The 15,272-nt window shown below is 50.5% G+C and carries 27 protein-coding genes; 25 read left to right on the plus strand and 2 right to left on the minus strand.

Going from position 1 to position 15,272, the window contains the following annotated elements:
- Window positions 1-48 precede the first annotated feature (48 nt).
- Entirely contained in the window at window positions 49-933 is an 885-nt protein-coding gene (locus H8730_RS06815) for a dihydrodipicolinate synthase family protein (protein ID WP_177714804.1), read from the plus strand.
- A gap of 23 nt (window positions 934-956) precedes the next feature.
- On the opposite strand, the gene H8730_RS06820 is transcribed toward H8730_RS06815, so the two are convergent.
- Window positions 957-1,760: an amidohydrolase family protein gene (locus tag H8730_RS06820; protein ID WP_177714802.1), complete on the minus strand. Its 804-nt coding sequence runs from the start codon at window positions 1,758-1,760 to the stop codon at window positions 957-959.
- A gap of 24 nt (window positions 1,761-1,784) precedes the next feature.
- The gene (locus H8730_RS06825) at window positions 1,785-2,615 is read right to left on the minus strand and encodes a DUF368 domain-containing protein (protein ID WP_177714800.1); all 831 of its coding nucleotides are present in this window, start codon (window positions 2,613-2,615) and stop codon (window positions 1,785-1,787) included.
- A gap of 446 nt (window positions 2,616-3,061) precedes the next feature.
- Between H8730_RS06825 and rpsJ the strand changes: the two genes are divergently transcribed.
- The 24 genes from rpsJ (at window position 3,062) to map (ending at window position 15,252) form a co-directional block, all read left to right on the plus strand.
- The gene (rpsJ, locus tag H8730_RS06830) at window positions 3,062-3,379 is read left to right on the plus strand and encodes a 30S ribosomal protein S10 (protein WP_177714798.1); all 318 of its coding nucleotides are present in this window, start codon (window positions 3,062-3,064) and stop codon (window positions 3,377-3,379) included.
- Window positions 3,380-3,624: 245 nt separating this feature from the next.
- On the plus strand, window positions 3,625-4,257 hold the full coding sequence (gene rplC / locus H8730_RS06835; RefSeq protein ID WP_177714796.1) for a 50S ribosomal protein L3: 633 nt from the start codon (window positions 3,625-3,627) through the stop codon (window positions 4,255-4,257).
- 24 nt (window positions 4,258-4,281) lie between these two features.
- A complete protein-coding gene (gene rplD, locus H8730_RS06840) occupies window positions 4,282-4,902 on the plus strand; it encodes a 50S ribosomal protein L4 (RefSeq protein WP_177714794.1) in 621 nt (206 codons plus the stop codon).
- Window positions 4,902-5,201, plus strand: a complete 300-nt coding sequence (gene rplW / locus H8730_RS06845; protein WP_177714792.1) for a 50S ribosomal protein L23 — start codon at window positions 4,902-4,904, stop codon at window positions 5,199-5,201. The genes rplD and rplW overlap by 1 nt, the downstream gene beginning before the upstream one ends.
- A gap of 33 nt (window positions 5,202-5,234) precedes the next feature.
- Window positions 5,235-6,074 (plus strand): 50S ribosomal protein L2, encoded by an 840-nt coding sequence (rplB, locus tag H8730_RS06850; protein ID WP_177714790.1) that lies wholly within the window; start codon window positions 5,235-5,237, stop codon window positions 6,072-6,074.
- 14 nt (window positions 6,075-6,088) lie between these two features.
- A complete protein-coding gene (gene rpsS / locus H8730_RS06855; RefSeq protein WP_177714788.1) occupies window positions 6,089-6,370 on the plus strand; it encodes a 30S ribosomal protein S19 in 282 nt (93 codons plus the stop codon).
- A gap of 30 nt (window positions 6,371-6,400) precedes the next feature.
- Window positions 6,401-6,802, plus strand: a complete 402-nt coding sequence (gene rplV / locus H8730_RS06860) for a 50S ribosomal protein L22 (RefSeq protein ID WP_177714786.1) — start codon at window positions 6,401-6,403, stop codon at window positions 6,800-6,802.
- 11 nt (window positions 6,803-6,813) lie between these two features.
- Window positions 6,814-7,473, plus strand: coding sequence for a 30S ribosomal protein S3 (rpsC, locus tag H8730_RS06865; RefSeq protein ID WP_177714785.1), 660 nt, complete (start codon window positions 6,814-6,816; stop codon window positions 7,471-7,473).
- Complete coding sequence (gene rplP / locus H8730_RS06870) at window positions 7,473-7,913, plus strand: 50S ribosomal protein L16 (protein WP_177714783.1); 441 nt, start codon at window positions 7,473-7,475, stop codon at window positions 7,911-7,913. Before rpsC ends, rplP begins: the two co-directional genes overlap by 1 nt.
- A 33-nt stretch (window positions 7,914-7,946) precedes the next feature.
- A complete protein-coding gene (gene rpmC / locus H8730_RS06875; RefSeq protein ID WP_177714781.1) occupies window positions 7,947-8,150 on the plus strand; it encodes a 50S ribosomal protein L29 in 204 nt (67 codons plus the stop codon).
- 20 nt (window positions 8,151-8,170) lie between these two features.
- Window positions 8,171-8,428, plus strand: coding sequence for a 30S ribosomal protein S17 (gene rpsQ, locus H8730_RS06880; protein WP_177714779.1), 258 nt, complete (start codon window positions 8,171-8,173; stop codon window positions 8,426-8,428).
- A 14-nt stretch (window positions 8,429-8,442) separates the two neighbouring features.
- The gene (gene rplN, locus H8730_RS06885) at window positions 8,443-8,811 is read left to right on the plus strand and encodes a 50S ribosomal protein L14 (protein ID WP_177714777.1); all 369 of its coding nucleotides are present in this window, start codon (window positions 8,443-8,445) and stop codon (window positions 8,809-8,811) included.
- 15 nt (window positions 8,812-8,826) lie between these two features.
- Window positions 8,827-9,162 carry a 50S ribosomal protein L24 gene (rplX, locus tag H8730_RS06890; protein ID WP_249289597.1) on the plus strand — a complete coding sequence of 112 codons (336 nt, stop codon included), beginning with the start codon at window positions 8,827-8,829 and terminating at the stop codon, window positions 9,160-9,162.
- 29 nt (window positions 9,163-9,191) lie between these two features.
- Complete coding sequence (gene rplE / locus H8730_RS06895; RefSeq protein WP_488153847.1) at window positions 9,192-9,734, plus strand: 50S ribosomal protein L5; 543 nt, start codon at window positions 9,192-9,194, stop codon at window positions 9,732-9,734.
- 25 nt (window positions 9,735-9,759) lie between these two features.
- On the plus strand, window positions 9,760-9,954 hold the full coding sequence (locus H8730_RS06900) for a type Z 30S ribosomal protein S14 (RefSeq protein WP_177714773.1): 195 nt from the start codon (window positions 9,760-9,762) through the stop codon (window positions 9,952-9,954).
- A gap of 37 nt (window positions 9,955-9,991) precedes the next feature.
- Window positions 9,992-10,393 carry a 30S ribosomal protein S8 gene (rpsH, locus tag H8730_RS06905; RefSeq protein ID WP_177714771.1) on the plus strand — a complete coding sequence of 134 codons (402 nt, stop codon included), beginning with the start codon at window positions 9,992-9,994 and terminating at the stop codon, window positions 10,391-10,393.
- 35 nt (window positions 10,394-10,428) lie between these two features.
- A complete protein-coding gene (rplF, locus tag H8730_RS06910; protein WP_177714769.1) occupies window positions 10,429-10,968 on the plus strand; it encodes a 50S ribosomal protein L6 in 540 nt (179 codons plus the stop codon).
- A gap of 18 nt (window positions 10,969-10,986) precedes the next feature.
- Window positions 10,987-11,355, plus strand: coding sequence for a 50S ribosomal protein L18 (gene rplR / locus H8730_RS06915; RefSeq protein WP_177714767.1), 369 nt, complete (start codon window positions 10,987-10,989; stop codon window positions 11,353-11,355).
- Window positions 11,356-11,373: 18 nt separating this feature from the next.
- The gene (rpsE, locus tag H8730_RS06920; protein ID WP_177714765.1) at window positions 11,374-11,886 is read left to right on the plus strand and encodes a 30S ribosomal protein S5; all 513 of its coding nucleotides are present in this window, start codon (window positions 11,374-11,376) and stop codon (window positions 11,884-11,886) included.
- 13 nt (window positions 11,887-11,899) lie between these two features.
- A complete protein-coding gene (gene rpmD / locus H8730_RS06925) occupies window positions 11,900-12,085 on the plus strand; it encodes a 50S ribosomal protein L30 (protein ID WP_177714763.1) in 186 nt (61 codons plus the stop codon).
- 12 nt (window positions 12,086-12,097) lie between these two features.
- Window positions 12,098-12,538 carry a 50S ribosomal protein L15 gene (gene rplO, locus H8730_RS06930; RefSeq protein WP_177714761.1) on the plus strand — a complete coding sequence of 147 codons (441 nt, stop codon included), beginning with the start codon at window positions 12,098-12,100 and terminating at the stop codon, window positions 12,536-12,538.
- 35 nt (window positions 12,539-12,573) lie between these two features.
- Window positions 12,574-13,836, plus strand: coding sequence for a preprotein translocase subunit SecY (secY, locus tag H8730_RS06935; protein ID WP_177714759.1), 1,263 nt, complete (start codon window positions 12,574-12,576; stop codon window positions 13,834-13,836).
- A 29-nt stretch (window positions 13,837-13,865) separates the two neighbouring features.
- Window positions 13,866-14,498: an adenylate kinase gene (locus tag H8730_RS06940; RefSeq protein WP_177714757.1), complete on the plus strand. Its 633-nt coding sequence runs from the start codon at window positions 13,866-13,868 to the stop codon at window positions 14,496-14,498.
- A gap of 1 nt (window position 14,499) precedes the next feature.
- Entirely contained in the window at window positions 14,500-15,252 is a 753-nt protein-coding gene (gene map / locus H8730_RS06945) for a type I methionyl aminopeptidase (protein ID WP_177714755.1), read from the plus strand.
- The last annotated feature ends 20 nt before the right edge of the window (window positions 15,253-15,272 follow it).

Raw genomic sequence — 15,272 nt, forward strand, 5'->3', positions numbered from 1 at the left:
AAAGTTCGCATTCCGCGAACTTTTCGTATAAGAAAGGAACAAGGAGAAATGAAGACACAATTTTACAGGGGGATTCTTCCAGCGCTTGTCACGCCACTTGAGGACACTGGCGCGCTTCGGGAGCAGGCCACGCGAGATCTTATGGAATGGGAGCTGCAACAGGGGGCGGATGGCTTTTACATTTGCGGCGGTACAGGTGAGGGGCTTGTCCTCCAAAAGCACACGCGTATGGCGATGTGTGAAGTATGTGTTGACCAGATTCACGGCCGCGCGCCGGTCATCGATCATATTGCCGCTATGAATGCCGGTGATAGCATTGAGCTAGCCAAACACGCGGAGAAAGCTGGAGTCGATGCAGTCGCCTCCATTCCTCCATTTTATTTTGCCTACTCGGAAGAGGATATCTACCAGTATTACAAGGCCCTGGCTGCTGCGGTGGATATCCCTGTCATGGTTTATTTTTTGCCGAGCGGCGGCGTCTCCATGTCGCCGGAGTTGATTGCCCGGATCTTTACGATAGAGAACGTCACAGCGGTCAAGTGGTCTAGCTCCGACTATTTTCAGATGATACGGTTGCTGGATATGACGAACGGCGAGATTAACCTCATCAACGGGCCGGATGAAACACTGCTCTGCGGACTGGCGGCGGGAGCCCACGCGGGCATCGGATCCACATACAATATCATGTTGCCAGATTTCAAAGCCATGTACACCGCATTTCAAGAGGGCAGGATGGAGGAGGCGAGGGCGATTCAGTACCGCATTAGCCGGATCATTGCGGTTCTGTGCCAGTACAAAGTCATCCCTTCCGTCAAACAGCTCCTTGAGGTAAAAGGGTTTCCTGTGGGAAACGCTACCTTTCCCATGCGGCGGTTCACCGAGGGAGAAGCGAGACAACTGTTGGAGGATGTCCAGCAATGCGGATGGCGGTGACGCTCAGCCACAGGGACACGGTATCACAGGGAAAGCTTTAACAACGACGCGGCGTTGCGCCACAGAATCGCATCTTGATCCTCATTGGACAAGGGGAGAGAGCAGAGGGAATCTACATCCAGCTTCTGGCTGTGCCAGGGAGAATCGGTTGCGAACAATATTTTATCAGCGCCGTGAGCGGCCACGATGCGGAGAAAATCATCCGGTGGGATCTGATGATTCAGACAGTAGGCGGCATCCAGATAGACAGGCGCCCCGGCGAGATCACGGATGACATCCTCCTGATACTGATATCCGCCCATATGGGCGAGAACGATGGGCGCGCCCTCGAAATGAGGGAGAAAACGCAAAACCCGCTGGGGGGTGCAATGATGGATATCCGGATATCCAATGTCCAAGCCGGCGTGAAAGACGAGAATCAGATTTTCCTCGAAAATTGCCTCATACATGGGATATAAGCGCTCTTCATCCACATAAAAATTTTGATAGTCGGGATGGAGCTTGATCCCCTTTAGGCCGTCTCGGGCAATCTGTCGTATCTCATCCCGCCAGTGCTCACTGTCTGGGTGAAAGCTGCCGAAGGAGATAAACTCAGGGTTGTCTTCCGCCACCGCAAGGGCAAACCGATGAACGTTGGCAAATTGCTTTGGCTTCGTTACAATGTGCAAAAGGACGCTTTTATCGATGCCGCCCTCAAGCATTGACGCTTTGAGATCCGCGGCAGTGCCGCCGCGGTACGGCGTCGCATGAGAGCGCTCTGCAAGAGACTGTATGGCGGGACCTGCGATGGCATCAGGGAAAATATGAGTGTGAAAATCGATGATCAACGATATCACTTCTTTCCTAGAGAATTAAGACGCCGATTTGTCCCGGCCGAGGATGAGGGCGAGGAAAAAACCGACGATGAACGTAATGACAGACACAATAACGGAAGGGACGTTGACGCCGCTGGCGTAGGTCGCAGGATCAGCCGCGATGGAGTAGAGGGAGCCGATGATCAAACCGAGGATTGCAAAATATGTTACGGAATACGCCTTCTCCATGAGGATGGAGATGAGTTTGCTGATCAGGAGAACGCCGATGACAATTCCGATTCCTAGAGACAGCAGAAGCGGAATATTGAAAGTGTTAAGCGCCTTCAGGACAGAGGGGTAGATGCCAAGGAGGACAAGGACAAACGATCCGCTGATCCCTGGAATTACCATGGCGGCAGCCGCTACGGCACCGGCGCCCAGAAAGATGGCTGCGTTTGTGACGGACATCTCCGCAAAGTTGGCAGAGGCCCCCGGGTCCTTCAACAGGGAAAAGAGGACCACCACGGCAAAGGCAATAACAGCAGGGATGATGTATGTGGGTTTAATTCCTTTGTAACTAGCCTTGCGGTAGATCAAGGGAATGCTTCCGGCAACTAGGCCGACAAAAAAATAATTCGTCGGAAAGGAATAGGTTTTGTAACAGAATTCGAGAAGGTGGCTAAGGGCCAATATGCCTACCACAGCCCCCAGTCCGATGGGTAGCAGGTATAGAAAACTTTTCTTAAAGTCGGTGAACAGAGAATTGATGGAGGAGATCAGACGGTCAAAGATCCCCAGGATGACCGCGATGGTTCCACCGCTCACACCAGGAATAATGTTTGCCACCCCGACAAAGATCCCCTTAATAAAATTGAGCAAAAAATTCATGAATCAGCCTCTTTTCTGTGTCAAAATAAATTTTAGTAATGCGCCATTATCATATCACAGACAGGCTAAGATTTCAAGAAAACCCAGAAAATTTCGGTCCAGGAGAATCTGCGATAAATTTGTATGAAAAAACAGCAAAAAACCTGAGAAAAAGCTTGATTTTTTTGCAAGACTATAGTATACTGGTAAATGTTGTGGCATTGATAGTGTAGATCCGGGAGGTTGCATCAGAATGCTATCCGAGATAGGTTCTGAGGGATTTCCGGGGAGCGAATGTCAAGTTCAAGAAACTGACGGCAAGGTCACTGTACAATCTATCGAACGTTGTGGATATTCGAGTTTGCTTGTTTATAAGAATAGGACACACACGGGTAAGTGTACAGTCGCTAGTTTGTCGTACGACTCCCCCATATGGGAACATAGTGCGAAAAGGAGGCTGTTTTTTTATGGCAAACCAAAAGATCAGAATTAGTTTAAAGGCATATGATCATCAGCTGATTGATCAGTCTGCTCAGAAGATTGTCGAGACGGCGAAGAGAACCGGGGCACAGGTCAGTGGACCGATTCCTATGCCGACACGCAAAGAGGTCGTGACGATTCTCCGCGCGGTACACAAATACAAGGATTCCAGAGAGCAGTTTGAGCAGAGAACCCACAAGAGACTGATCGACATCCTGATGCCGACCAATAAGACGGTGGAAGCGCTGATGCGCCTTGATCTGCCTGCTGGCGTTGATATCAAAGTCGACGTTAAGAACAACTAAGTCGCGATATAGGGCGGCTAAAATCGTATGCCGCGCCAAGGAGCAGTATAAACAAGCAAAAAGTAGAAGGTTATTCAAGTTGATATAAATCAACGCCCGGCATGAACAAGAGTCCGCTGCCGGGGGCGCCTGCTGATCGAGAATCCAGCGATAGGCGGCAGGCACTAATGACCTAGGATGACCCCCTAAACAAGCTTTCTGAGACGAAGGCAAGGGTCCGCTGTAGATTATTAGGAGGTGTAGGTATGAAGAAAGCCATCATGGCCAAAAAGATCGGAATGACGCAGATTTTCGATCAGGAAACTGGCGACATGATTCCGGTAACCGTATTGGAAGCCGGCCCCTGCGTGGTGACGCAGGTCAAGACTGTGGAACACGATGGATATAGCGCCATCCAGGTTGGATTTGGCGAAATCCGTGAGAAACTTGTCAATAAACCTTTGAAAGGGCATTTTGACAAAGCGGGAGTGGAATATAAGAGACATCTTGAAGAATTCCGCATCGACGGCGCGGAGGACTACGCGGTCGGAAGCGAGATCAAAGCGGATGTGTTTGAAGTTGGAGACAAGGTCGATGTGACAGGTATCTCCAAAGGTAAGGGATATCAAGGCGCGATCAAGCGCCATGGCTTCTCCAGAGGACCGATGGAACACGGTTCCAAGTATCACCGTCATGCTGGTTCCATGGGTGCTGCCACGTCCCCTGGGCGAGTTTTCAAAGGAAAGAAGCTGCCCGGACATATGGGCAATGTACAGATCACCGTTCAGAACCTGGAAATCGTGAGAGTGGATGCGGAGCAGAATTTGCTGTTGGTAAAGGGTTCTGTGCCGGGACCGAAGAAAGCTGTCATCACCATTTTTGACAGTGTGAAGGCGTAAGCTTGAAAGGAGGTAAAGAATCACATGGCGAAAGTAGCTTTATATAATATGGACGGCAAAGAGTGCGGACAGATCGAACTGAAAGATGAGATCTTCAATGTGGAGGTCAACACTGTGGTCATGCACGAAGTTGTGGTAGCACATCTTGCGAATCGCCGTCAGGGCACTCAGAGTGCAAAAACCCGCGCTGAAGTTCGGGGCGGTGGAAGAAAGCCGTACCGTCAGAAGGGAACGGGACGAGCTCGTCAGGGAAGTATCCGTTCTCCCCAGTGGGTCGGCGGCGGTGTCGTTTTCGCGCCCAAACCGAGAGATTATTCCAAGAAGGTCAACAAGAAGGTTCGCAGGATCGCCCTGAAGTCTGCCCTCACATCCAGAGTGCAGGAAGATAAGCTGATCGTTCTGGAAAACCTGAATCTTGAGGAGATCAAGACGAAGGCGATGGTGGGCGTGTTGAATAACTTCAACGTGGAGAAGGCATTGGTCGTTCTCGACGGGGACAATCAGAACGTTGTCCTTTCCGCCCGCAATATTCCCAATGTCAAGACGGTTCGCGCGGATATGCTGAACGTTTATGACATTCTGAAGTATGAGACCTTTGTCGCTACGAAGGACGCTGTAGCGAAGATTGAGGAGGTATACGCATAATGGCTGATATTAAATATTATGACGTATTGTTAAAGCCCGTGGTGACAGAAAAAAGTATGAGACTCATGGGTGAGAAGAAATATACGTTCCTAGTGCATCCGGAGGCGAACAAGATCCAGATCCGCGAGGCGGTGGAAAAAATGTTCGAGGGCGCCAAGGTTGCGAAGGTGAACACCATGAATATTCAGGGAAAGAAGAGACGCAGAGGCATGACCGTTGGCCGGACAGCGAAGAAAAAGAAGGCCATCGTCACGCTGACGGAAGACAGCAAAGATATCGAATTCTTCGAGGGAATGTAATCGATAGTTATTTCTTGAAAAGGAGTGAATGGAATGGCGATCAAAACCTACAAGCCATATACCCCTTCCAGACGAAACATGACCAGCTCTGCTTTTGACGAAGTGACCAAAAGCACGCCGGAAAAGTCTCTGGTTGTACGGGTTAAAAATAACGCGGGCCGCAATAACAATGGCAAGATCACAGTGCGTCACCGCGGCGGTGGAAGCAAGACCAAATATCGTATCATTGATTTCAAGAGAAATAAAGATGGAGTGCCTGCAAAAGTAGCGGGAATCGAGTACGATCCCAATCGCAGCGCTAACATCGCGCTCCTGCACTACGCAGACGGCGAGAAGCGGTATATTCTGGCGCCCCTTGGCCTGAAGGACGGGGACATTCTCATGAGCGGGGAGAATGCGGAGATTAAAGTCGGCAACTGCCTGCCGCTCAAGAATATTCCGGTGGGCTCCAACATTCACAATATTGAGCTGGTTCCGGGCAAAGGTGGACAGATGGTTCGCTCCGCTGGAAATGTTGCGCAGCTCATGGCCAAGGAAGGGAAATATGCGACGCTTCGTCTTCCCTCCGGCGAGATGAGACTGGTTCCCATCAACTGCCGCGCCACCATCGGCCAGGTCGGAAACGCAGATCATGAACTGATTAAGATCGGTAAAGCAGGCCGCAAGCGCCATATGGGCATTCGCCCGACAGTCCGCGGTTCGGTTATGAACCCCAACGACCATCCTCATGGCGGTGGTGAGGGGCGTTCCCCCATCGGCCGTCCGAGTCCCATGACCCCGTGGGGCAAGCCAGCTCTCGGGTATAAGACTCGCAACAAGAAGAAGAAGTCCAACAAATATATTGTGCGCAGCCGCGCGATGAACAAGAAATAAAGGAGGAAAGACCTATGGCGCGTTCTTTAAAGAAAGGTCCCTTCGCGGACGACCATCTGCTGAAGAAAATCGATGCGTATAATGCGTCTGGAGATAAACAGGTCATCAAGACCTGGTCCCGCAGATCCACTATTTTCCCGAGTTTTGTCGGACACACCATTGCGGTTCACGATGGAAGAAAACATGTCCCGGTGTATGTGACGGAGGACATGGTAGGACACAAACTTGGAGAGTTCGTCTTGACAAGAACTTACCGTGGACACGGCAAAGATGAAAAGAAAGGCAAAGTACGTTAATCCAAGTACTCTTGAAAGGAGGATCCCAACATGGCAAAAGGTCATAGAAGTCAGATTAAGAGAGAGCGCAATGCGCAGAAGGATCTGAGGCCGAGAGCAAAAGTATCCTACGCTAGAATCTCACCCTCCAAAGCGAAGATCGTTTTGGATACCATAAAAGGCAAAGATATTCGTCTTGCCTCCGCAATACTGGCGGCGACTCCGAGAGAAGGCGCCCGCATCATCGAGAAGGTGCTGGACTCCGCTGTAGCCAACGCAGAGTATGCATCGGCTGAGCGTGATATGGATATCGACGTTTCCAAACTCTACGTGCAGGAAGCGTACGCCAATCAGGGCTCTGTCATGAAGAGAATTCGCCCTCGCGCACAGGGTCGTGCCGATCGAATCCTTAAGAAGACAAGTCATATCACGATTATTCTGAATGAGAGATAAGGAGGAAGCCCATGGGACAGAAAGTAAATCCCCACGGCCTTAGGGTCGGCATCATCAAAGACTGGGGCGCAAAATGGTACGCCGACGATAAACAGTTCGGCGATCTGTTGGTGGAAGACAATAAAATTCGCAAATATCTGAAAGATAAGTTGTATGCGTCGGGCATCTCCAAGATTGATATCGAGAGAGCCTCCAACCGCATCAAGGTTACAATCTACACTGCGAAACCCGGTATTGTAATCGGTAAGGGCGGAGCCGCCATCGAGACGTTGAAGGCAGAAGTTCAGGCGCTGACAGAATACAAAGTGGCGCTGAATATTATGGAGATCAAACGCCCGGAGCGCGATGCACAGCTGACAGCTGAGAATATCGCACAGCAGTTGGAAAATCGTATCTCCTTCCGCCGTGCCATGAAGCAAGCCATGGGCCGTACCATGAAGGCCGGCGCAAAGGGAATCAAGACCATGGTGGCAGGCCGTGTTGGCGGAGCCGAGATCGCGAGGACAGAGTCCTACAGTGAGGGAAATATCCCGTTGCAGACCCTTCGCGCGGACATCGATTATGGATTCGCTGAAGCAAATACCGCCTATGGAAAGATCGGCGTGAAAGTATGGATCAATAATGGAGAGATTCTTCCTGTGAAAGAAAATAAGGAAGGGAGCGAGCAATAATGTTAATGCCCAAAAGAGTGAAATATCGTAAGCAATTCCGCGGCACCATGTCCGGAAAAGCGCTCCGTGGCAACCGTATCAATTACGGAGACTACGGTTTGATCTCCCTTGAGCCAGCCTGGATTACCTCGAATCAGATCGAGGCAGCCCGTGTTGCCATGACCCGTTATATCAAGCGTGGCGGTCAGGTGTGGATCAAGATTTTCCCCGATAAGCCTGTGACAGCGAAGCCGGCGGAGACTCGAATGGGTTCCGGTAAAGGCTCTCCGGAATACTGGGTGGCGGTCGTAAAGCCAGGCCGTGTTATGTTTGAAATCGCCGGTGTGACCGAGGATATAGCAAAAGAAGCGCTTCGCCTTGCCATGCATAAACTTCCTGTCAAGTGTCGGATTGCCTCTCGTGCAGAATTGGATGCGGAGCTGGATGCTGCCGAGCAATGATGCCGGACAAATGGATGAGGATGGTGAATAGAGTTGAAGAAAACTAATTATTTAGACGAATTGAGAGCAAAAAATACGGAGCAATTGGAAATGGAATTGGTTTCCGCAAAGAAAGAGCTTTTCAATCTCCGTTTTCAGAATGCCACCAATCAGTTAAATAACACGGCCCGGATCAAGGAAGTCAGAAAGAATATCGCCAGGATCCAGACCGTACTTACGCAGAAGGCTGCGCAGTAGGCGGAAAAGGAGGAAGTATCGTGGAAGAAAGAAATATGAGAAAAACCATGGTTGGCGTTGTTTCCAGCGATAAGATGGACAAGACGATTGTTGTATCCGTTGTGGATAACGTCAAGCATCCTGTATATAAGAAGATCGTCAAGAAGACCTACAAATTGAAGGCCCATGATGAGAAGAATGAGTGCCGCATCGGAGACCGTGTCCGCGTTATGGAGACTAGACCTCTGTCCAAGGACAAAAGATGGCGGTTGGTCGAGATCGTAGAAAAAGCGAAATAAGGAGGTAGTCAGCCATGATACAGCAGGAAAGTAGGCTGAAAGTTGCAGATAATACCGGTGCAAGGGAACTGCTCTGCATTCGGGTTCTGGGAGGCTCTACCCGCAGGTATGCATCCGTTGGTGATGTGATCATCGCTTCGGTCAAAGATGCAACACCAGGCGGCGTTGTAAAGAAAGGCGATGTGGTTCGCGCCGTTGTTGTACGGACAAAGAGACCTGTTCGCCGTAAAAATGGTTCCTATATCAGGTTTGATGAAAATGCAGCCGTTATCATTAAAGAAGACCAAAACCCCAGAGGAACCCGTATTTTTGGCCCAGTCGCCAGAGAGCTTCGCGAGAAGAAGTTCATGAGAATTCTATCTCTGGCCCCGGAAGTACTCTAATAGGAGGTGCCGCAAGTGTCGAAATTGAAGATTAAGAAGGGCGATACCGTCCGCGTAATCGCCGGCAAAGATAAAGGAAAAGAAGGAAAAATCCTCGTTGTGGATAGAAAGACGGACCGCGTTATCGTAGAGGGCGTCAATATGGCTACAAAGCATGTAAAACCCCGCGGAGGAGTCCAGCAGGGGGGAATCGTTCACCAGGAAGCTCCTATTCATGTGTCCAACGTGATGTACCTGCATGAGGGCAAACCCACCAGGCTGGGAATCAAGTCTGAGGTCAAAGTTGTCGACGGCAAAGAAGTGACGGTTCGGTCCAGATTCGTGAAATCCACAGGCGACGTGATTGACTAAAGACGGAAGAGCCTTAAAAGGAGGTAAATATAGTGAGCAGAATGAAAGACTTCTATCTAAGCGAAGTAGTTCCAGCGATGATCAAGAAATTCCAATATAAGAATCCTATGGAAGTGCCGAAGCTTGAAAAGATTGTAATCAACATGGGCGTGGGGGAGGCAAGAGAAAATCCCAAGGCTCTGGAGAGTGCCGTATCCGATATGACGATCATCTCCGGACAGAAACCCATCATCACCAAGGCAAAAAAGTCCATTGCGAACTTCAAACTTCGTGAGGGAATGCCCATTGGCTGTAAAGTCACCCTTCGCGGACCCAAGATGTACGATTTTGCGGACCGCCTGATCAGCCTGGCGCTGCCCCGTGTCCGCGATTTCCGCGGAGTGAACGCCAACGCCTTCGATGGCAGGGGAAATTACGCTCTTGGAATCAAGGAGCAGCTGATCTTTCCGGAAATCTCCTATGACAAGATTGATAAGGTCAGAGGAATGGATGTTATCTTTGTAACCACCGCCAAAACAGACGAAGAGGCGAGAGAACTGCTGACCCTTCTGGGAATGCCCTTCGCGAAGTAATCAGCATAAGTTAGGGAGGTTAATAATGGCTAAGAAATCCATGAAAATAAAGCAGCAGCGCCAGAATGCAAAGCCGAAATTCTCCACACGGGCTTATACTCGCTGCAAGATCTGCGGACGCCCTCATTCTGTCCTTAGGAAATACGGAATCTGCCGTATCTGCTTCCGGGAATTAGCATATAAAGGCGAAATCCCAGGTGTAAAGAAAGCCAGCTGGTAAGGCCTGGCGTCGAATGTAAAAAAAGGAGGTCAATCCAATGACGATGAGCGATCCTATTGCCGATATGCTGACTCGTATCCGGAACGGAAATGTCGCAAAGCACGACACTGTGGATGTTCCGGCATCCAAGATGAAGCAGGCGATTGCTGATATTCTGGTAAGAGAAGGATATATAAAGAAATATGAAGTCGTAAGCGACGGAAATGTGAAGAATCTTCGTATCTATATGAAATATGGGAAAGACAAGAGCGAGAAGGTCATCACCGGTATCAAAAGAATTTCTAAGCCCGGGCTGCGGGTGTATGCTGGAAAAGATGATATGCCAAGAGTGCTTGGCGGTTTGGGAACTGCTATTATTTCAACCAACAAGGGTATCGTGACCGACAAGGAAGCAAGAGCGATGAACGTCGGCGGCGAAGTGCTGGCTTTTGTTTGGTAGTCTAAGGGCGGAAATTTTTTAGGAGGTGTAACACCATGTCTCGAATCGGGAGAATGCCCGTACAAATTCCTGCCGGTGTGGAAGTCAAAATCGCGGAGGGCAATGTGGTTACGGTCAAAGGGCCAAAGGGAACTCTGGAAAAACAATTGCCGCAGGAAATGAGCATTACACAGGAAGAGGGAGCGATCATCGTGAAGCGCCCCAACGATTTGAAGAAATTTAAATCGCTGCACGGCTTGACGAGAAGCTTAATAAATAATATGGTCATCGGAGTGACGGACGGCTTCGAGAAGACGCTGGAGATCAACGGCGTTGGATACAGAGCGCAGAAGCAAGGAAAGAAGTTGGTTCTATCTCTGGGATATTCCCACCCGGTGGAAATGGAAGATCCGGATGGATTGGAAGCCGTTGTGGATGGACAGAACAAGATCATCGTCCGAGGGATTGACAAGGAAAAAGTCGGTCAGTATGCGGCGGAGATTCGCTTCAAGCGCCAGCCTGAACCTTATAAAGGAAAGGGTATCAAGTACTCGGATGAAGTGATTCGCCGCAAAGAAGGAAAGACCGGTAAATAATAAAGGGGTGAAGTCCAAATGATTAAAAAACCTTCCAGCAGTAAAAATCGTGCGATTAAGCACTACAGATTGCGCAAGGATCTCAATGGGACGGCAGATCGCCCCCGTTTGAGCGTGTATCGCAGCAATCTTCATATGTATGCACAGCTGATTGATGATGTTCAGGGGTGCACCTTGGCCAGCGCGTCCACCGTGGAAAAGGAAGTGCGTCAGAATCTAGACTGCACATCCGATGTAAACGCTGCCAAGGCAGTTGGCGAGCTGATTGCAAAGCGGGCATTGGAAAAGGGAATTACAAGCGTTATTTTTGACCGCGGCGGATTCCTGTATCATGGAAAAATTCAGGCTTTGGCCGATGCTGCCAGAGAAGCCGGTTTGCAATTCTAAAGGATAGGAGGCAGGTTCATGAAAAAGGAAAAGATTGATCCCAATTCTCTGGGTGAATTACAGTCCAAGGTCGTCACCATCAAGCGCGTCACCAAAGTTGTAAAAGGCGGCCGGAATTTCCGTTTTACGGCCCTGGTGGTCGTGGGCGATGGAAATGGCCATATTGGATTCGGACTTGGGAAGGCAATGGAAATTCCGGAAGCCATCCGCAAGGGCGAGGAAGCCGCGAAGAAAGATATGATTGCGGTGGCCAGAAACGATGTGGATTCGATTCCCCATGACATCGTCGGCAAGTTCGGGAGCGCCCAGGTGCTGCTGAAGTCTGCGGCCGAGGGAACCGGCGTTATCGCTGGCGGACCGGCGCGTGCGGTGCTGGAACTCTGCGGGATTCGCAATGTCCGTACGAAGTCGCTGGGATCCAATAACAAGAACAATGTTGTGGCCGCTACCTTTGAGGGGCTTCGCGGCATCAAGACGCCGGAAGAAGTGGCGCAGATCCGCGGCAAGTCTGTAGCGGAAATTATAGGGTGAGGAGGGCTTTTATATGGCACAGCTTAAGATTACGTTGGCGAAATCAACCATAGGAGCCATTCCCAAGCACAAGAAGACAGCGATTGCCCTTGGTCTTACCAAGACGCAGAAGACGGTGATCAAGCCGGATAACGCTGCCATTCGTGGTATGATTCGTTCCATTGAACATCTCGTGAAAGTTGAAGAAATTCAGGATTAAGGAGGCGCACCAATGAATTTACAAGATTTAAAGCCGGCTGAAGGCTCAAAGCGAAGCGCATTCCGCGTCGGCAGAGGCCACGGTTCCGGAAACGGAAAGACCGCGGGCCGCGGCCACAAGGGACAGAAAGCTCGTTCCGGCGGCGGCGTCCGTCCTGGTTTTGAAGGCGGCCAGATGCCGTTGTATAGGCGGATCCCAAAGCGGGGATTCACCAATCGCAATTCCAAAGAGATTATCGCGATTAATGTTGACCGCTTGAATTGCTTTGATGATGGAGCTGAAGTAACGATTGAAGCCCTCCAGGCGGCGGGCATCATCAAAAACCCTATGGATGGAGTCAAGCTTTTGGGGAATGGCGATCTTACCAAAAAGCTGAGTGTCAAGGTCAACGGGTACAGCCAGAGCGCAAAAGAGAAAATTGAGGCGGCAGGCGGTACAGCAGAACTAGTATAATGCTTTGCCAAATTGGTTAGAGGAGGGCGGTTGATTTGTTTAAATCCGTAAGAGATGCTTTTAAAATTCCGGATCTGCGGCGAAGGATTTTGTATACGCTGTTGATGCTGGCTATCGTCCGCATCGGATCCGTTATGCCAAGCCCTTTGATCGAAGCTGACGCAATTCAAGAGTATTTTAGTCAGGCGAGCGGTGTCATGGCTCTGTTTGATGCCATGTCCGGCGGCGCCTTTAGCCAGATGAATTTGTTTGCTATGGGTATCACGCCGTATATCAATTCGTCCATTATTATAAGCCTTCTGACCATTGCGATTCCACGCCTGGAAGAGCTGCAGAAGGATGGGGAGTCAGGGCGAAAGAAGATTGCGCAGTATACCCGCTATCTGACGGTTGTGTTGGCGTTAGTTCAAGCTTTCGGCATATCCTACAGCCTGCGCTCGGTATTTTCGGATGCGTTTCCGACAGCGTGGTCGATTATCCTATCCATCGCTGTGTTTACAGCAGGAACGGCTTTTGTCATGTGGGTCGGAGAGAATATCACCTCCAAAGGTATCGGAAATGGAATCTCCCTGATTATCTTTATCAACATCCTATCCCGGATTCCATCTACAATATCCACCCTGGGAAGTCAGGAAAATAAATGGATGATCGTGATCATCGTCATCGCTGCGGTCATTATCACTGCCTTCGTCGTAGCGCTACAGTTGGCGGAGCGCCGGATTCCCGTACAGTATGCGAAGAAAGTTCAAGGAAGAAAGACCTATGGCGGGCAGTCGACGCATATCCCGATCAAAGTCAACCTGGCAGGTGTGATTCCCATCATCTTTGCCATCTCGCTGTTGAGTTTCCCCCAGATCATCACAGGGTTCGTAACGGCGACTCCTACTGGATGGTGGGCGACGGTGCTTCGGTATTTGAGCACTTCGCACCCGGTTGGCGCTTGTCTGTATGTGTTGCTCATCATTTTCTTCACCTATTTCTACTCTTCGATCACCTTCAACCCCATGGAGATCGCGGAGAATATGAAGAAGAGCGGAGGCTTCATCCCTGGAATCCGTCCGGGAAAGCCAACGTATGACTATCTGAAAAAGGTATCAAAGTATGTGATTTTCATTGGCGCCATCGGATTGGCCATCGTGGCCAGCTTGCCGGTGATCATGTCCGCTGTCACCAATATCGACGGCCTCAACATCGGCGGCTCATCGCTCTTGATCGTTGTCGGCGTTGCGCTGGAGACGGTGAAAGCGGTAGAAAGCCAGATGGTCATGCGCCATTATAAAGGCTTTTTGAGCAAATAGACCTGGTCTGTATGAAAGGAGCCAATGGATTGAAACTTATATTATTGGGCGCCCCAGGCGCCGGCAAAGGAACGCAGGCTTCACGTCTGGCGGAGCTCTACGCCATCCCCCATATATCCACCGGAGATATCTTCCGAGCTAACCTGAAGGAAGAGACGCCTTTAGGGCTAAAGGCGAAGGAGTATATGGATCAGGGGTTGCTGGTGCCAGACGAATTGACGGTGGATCTCGTCATGGATCGACTGAAGAAGGATGACTGCGCAGGAGGCTATATACTGGATGGATTTCCAAGAACGATCGTACAGGCAACGGCCTTGGATGAAAAAGAAGAGGTGGATGCGGCGATCAATGTGGAGGTCCCAGATGTGTCGATTATCCGGCGCATGGCTGGACGTCGCGTGTGTCCCGCCTGCGGAGAGCCCTATCATACGGAATACAAGATACCGTCCCGGGACGGAGTCTGCGACCGCTGCGGCGCAGAGCTGATCATCCGAAAGGATGATGAGGCGGAGACGGTCAGGAAGCGGTTGACGGTCTATCATGATCAGACAGCTCCTCTGATTTCTCACTATGAGGCGGCAGGTAAGCTTATCACCGTCGATGGAACTGAGTCGGTAGAAGCGGTCACAGAGGCCATCGTAAAGGCTCTGAAGGAGCGGTAGAATGGCGATAGCAGTCAAGAACCCGGAGGCAATCGAGAAGATGCGAAGAGCATGCCGCATCGTGGCTCTGGTCCATAAGACGATGGAGCAGGAGATACGGCCGGGTATTTCAACCGCCTATTTGGACCGGGTTGCGGAGGAAGTGATCCGTTCGGAGAAAGCAACGCCCTCCTTTAAGGGATACAGAGGATTTCCTGGAGCCATCTGCGCGTCCGTGGACGATGAGGTGATTCACGGCATTCCCAGCGAGAAAAGGGTTCTGCATGAGGGCAGTATCATCAGCATTGATGTGGGAGCCTATATCGACGGATACCACGGCGATGGCGCGAGGACCTTTCCGGTTGGCGTGATTTCTGACGAGGCAAGGGCATTGATTGAAGGGACGAGAGAAAGTTTCTTCGAGGGTATGAAGTATGCCAAAGATGGGAATCATTTACATGAAATATCGGCGGCCATCCAGAAAAAGGCAGAGAGCTATGGATACGGAGTTGTTCGGGAGTTCGTCGGTCATGGCGTCGGCAAGAAGCTGCACGAGGACCCGTCGATTCCGAACTTCAAGCCAATTGGGCGTGGGCCGAGGCTCGTGGCGGGCATGACCCTTGCAGTGGAGCCTATGATCAATGCGGGGCGTCCGGAAGTGCGGGTACTGGAAGATGATTGGACGACCGTTACCCGCGATGGCTCATTATCGGCTCATTATGAAAATACCATTTTAATAACCAAGACAGGATATGAGATTCTGACCAAGCTTTAGCGGTCAGCAAGGGTAGGAGG

It is taken from the genome of Bianquea renquensis (genome assembly GCF_014384895.1).
Taxonomy (GTDB): domain Bacteria; phylum Bacillota; class Clostridia; order Lachnospirales; family Bianqueaceae; genus Bianquea; species Bianquea renquensis.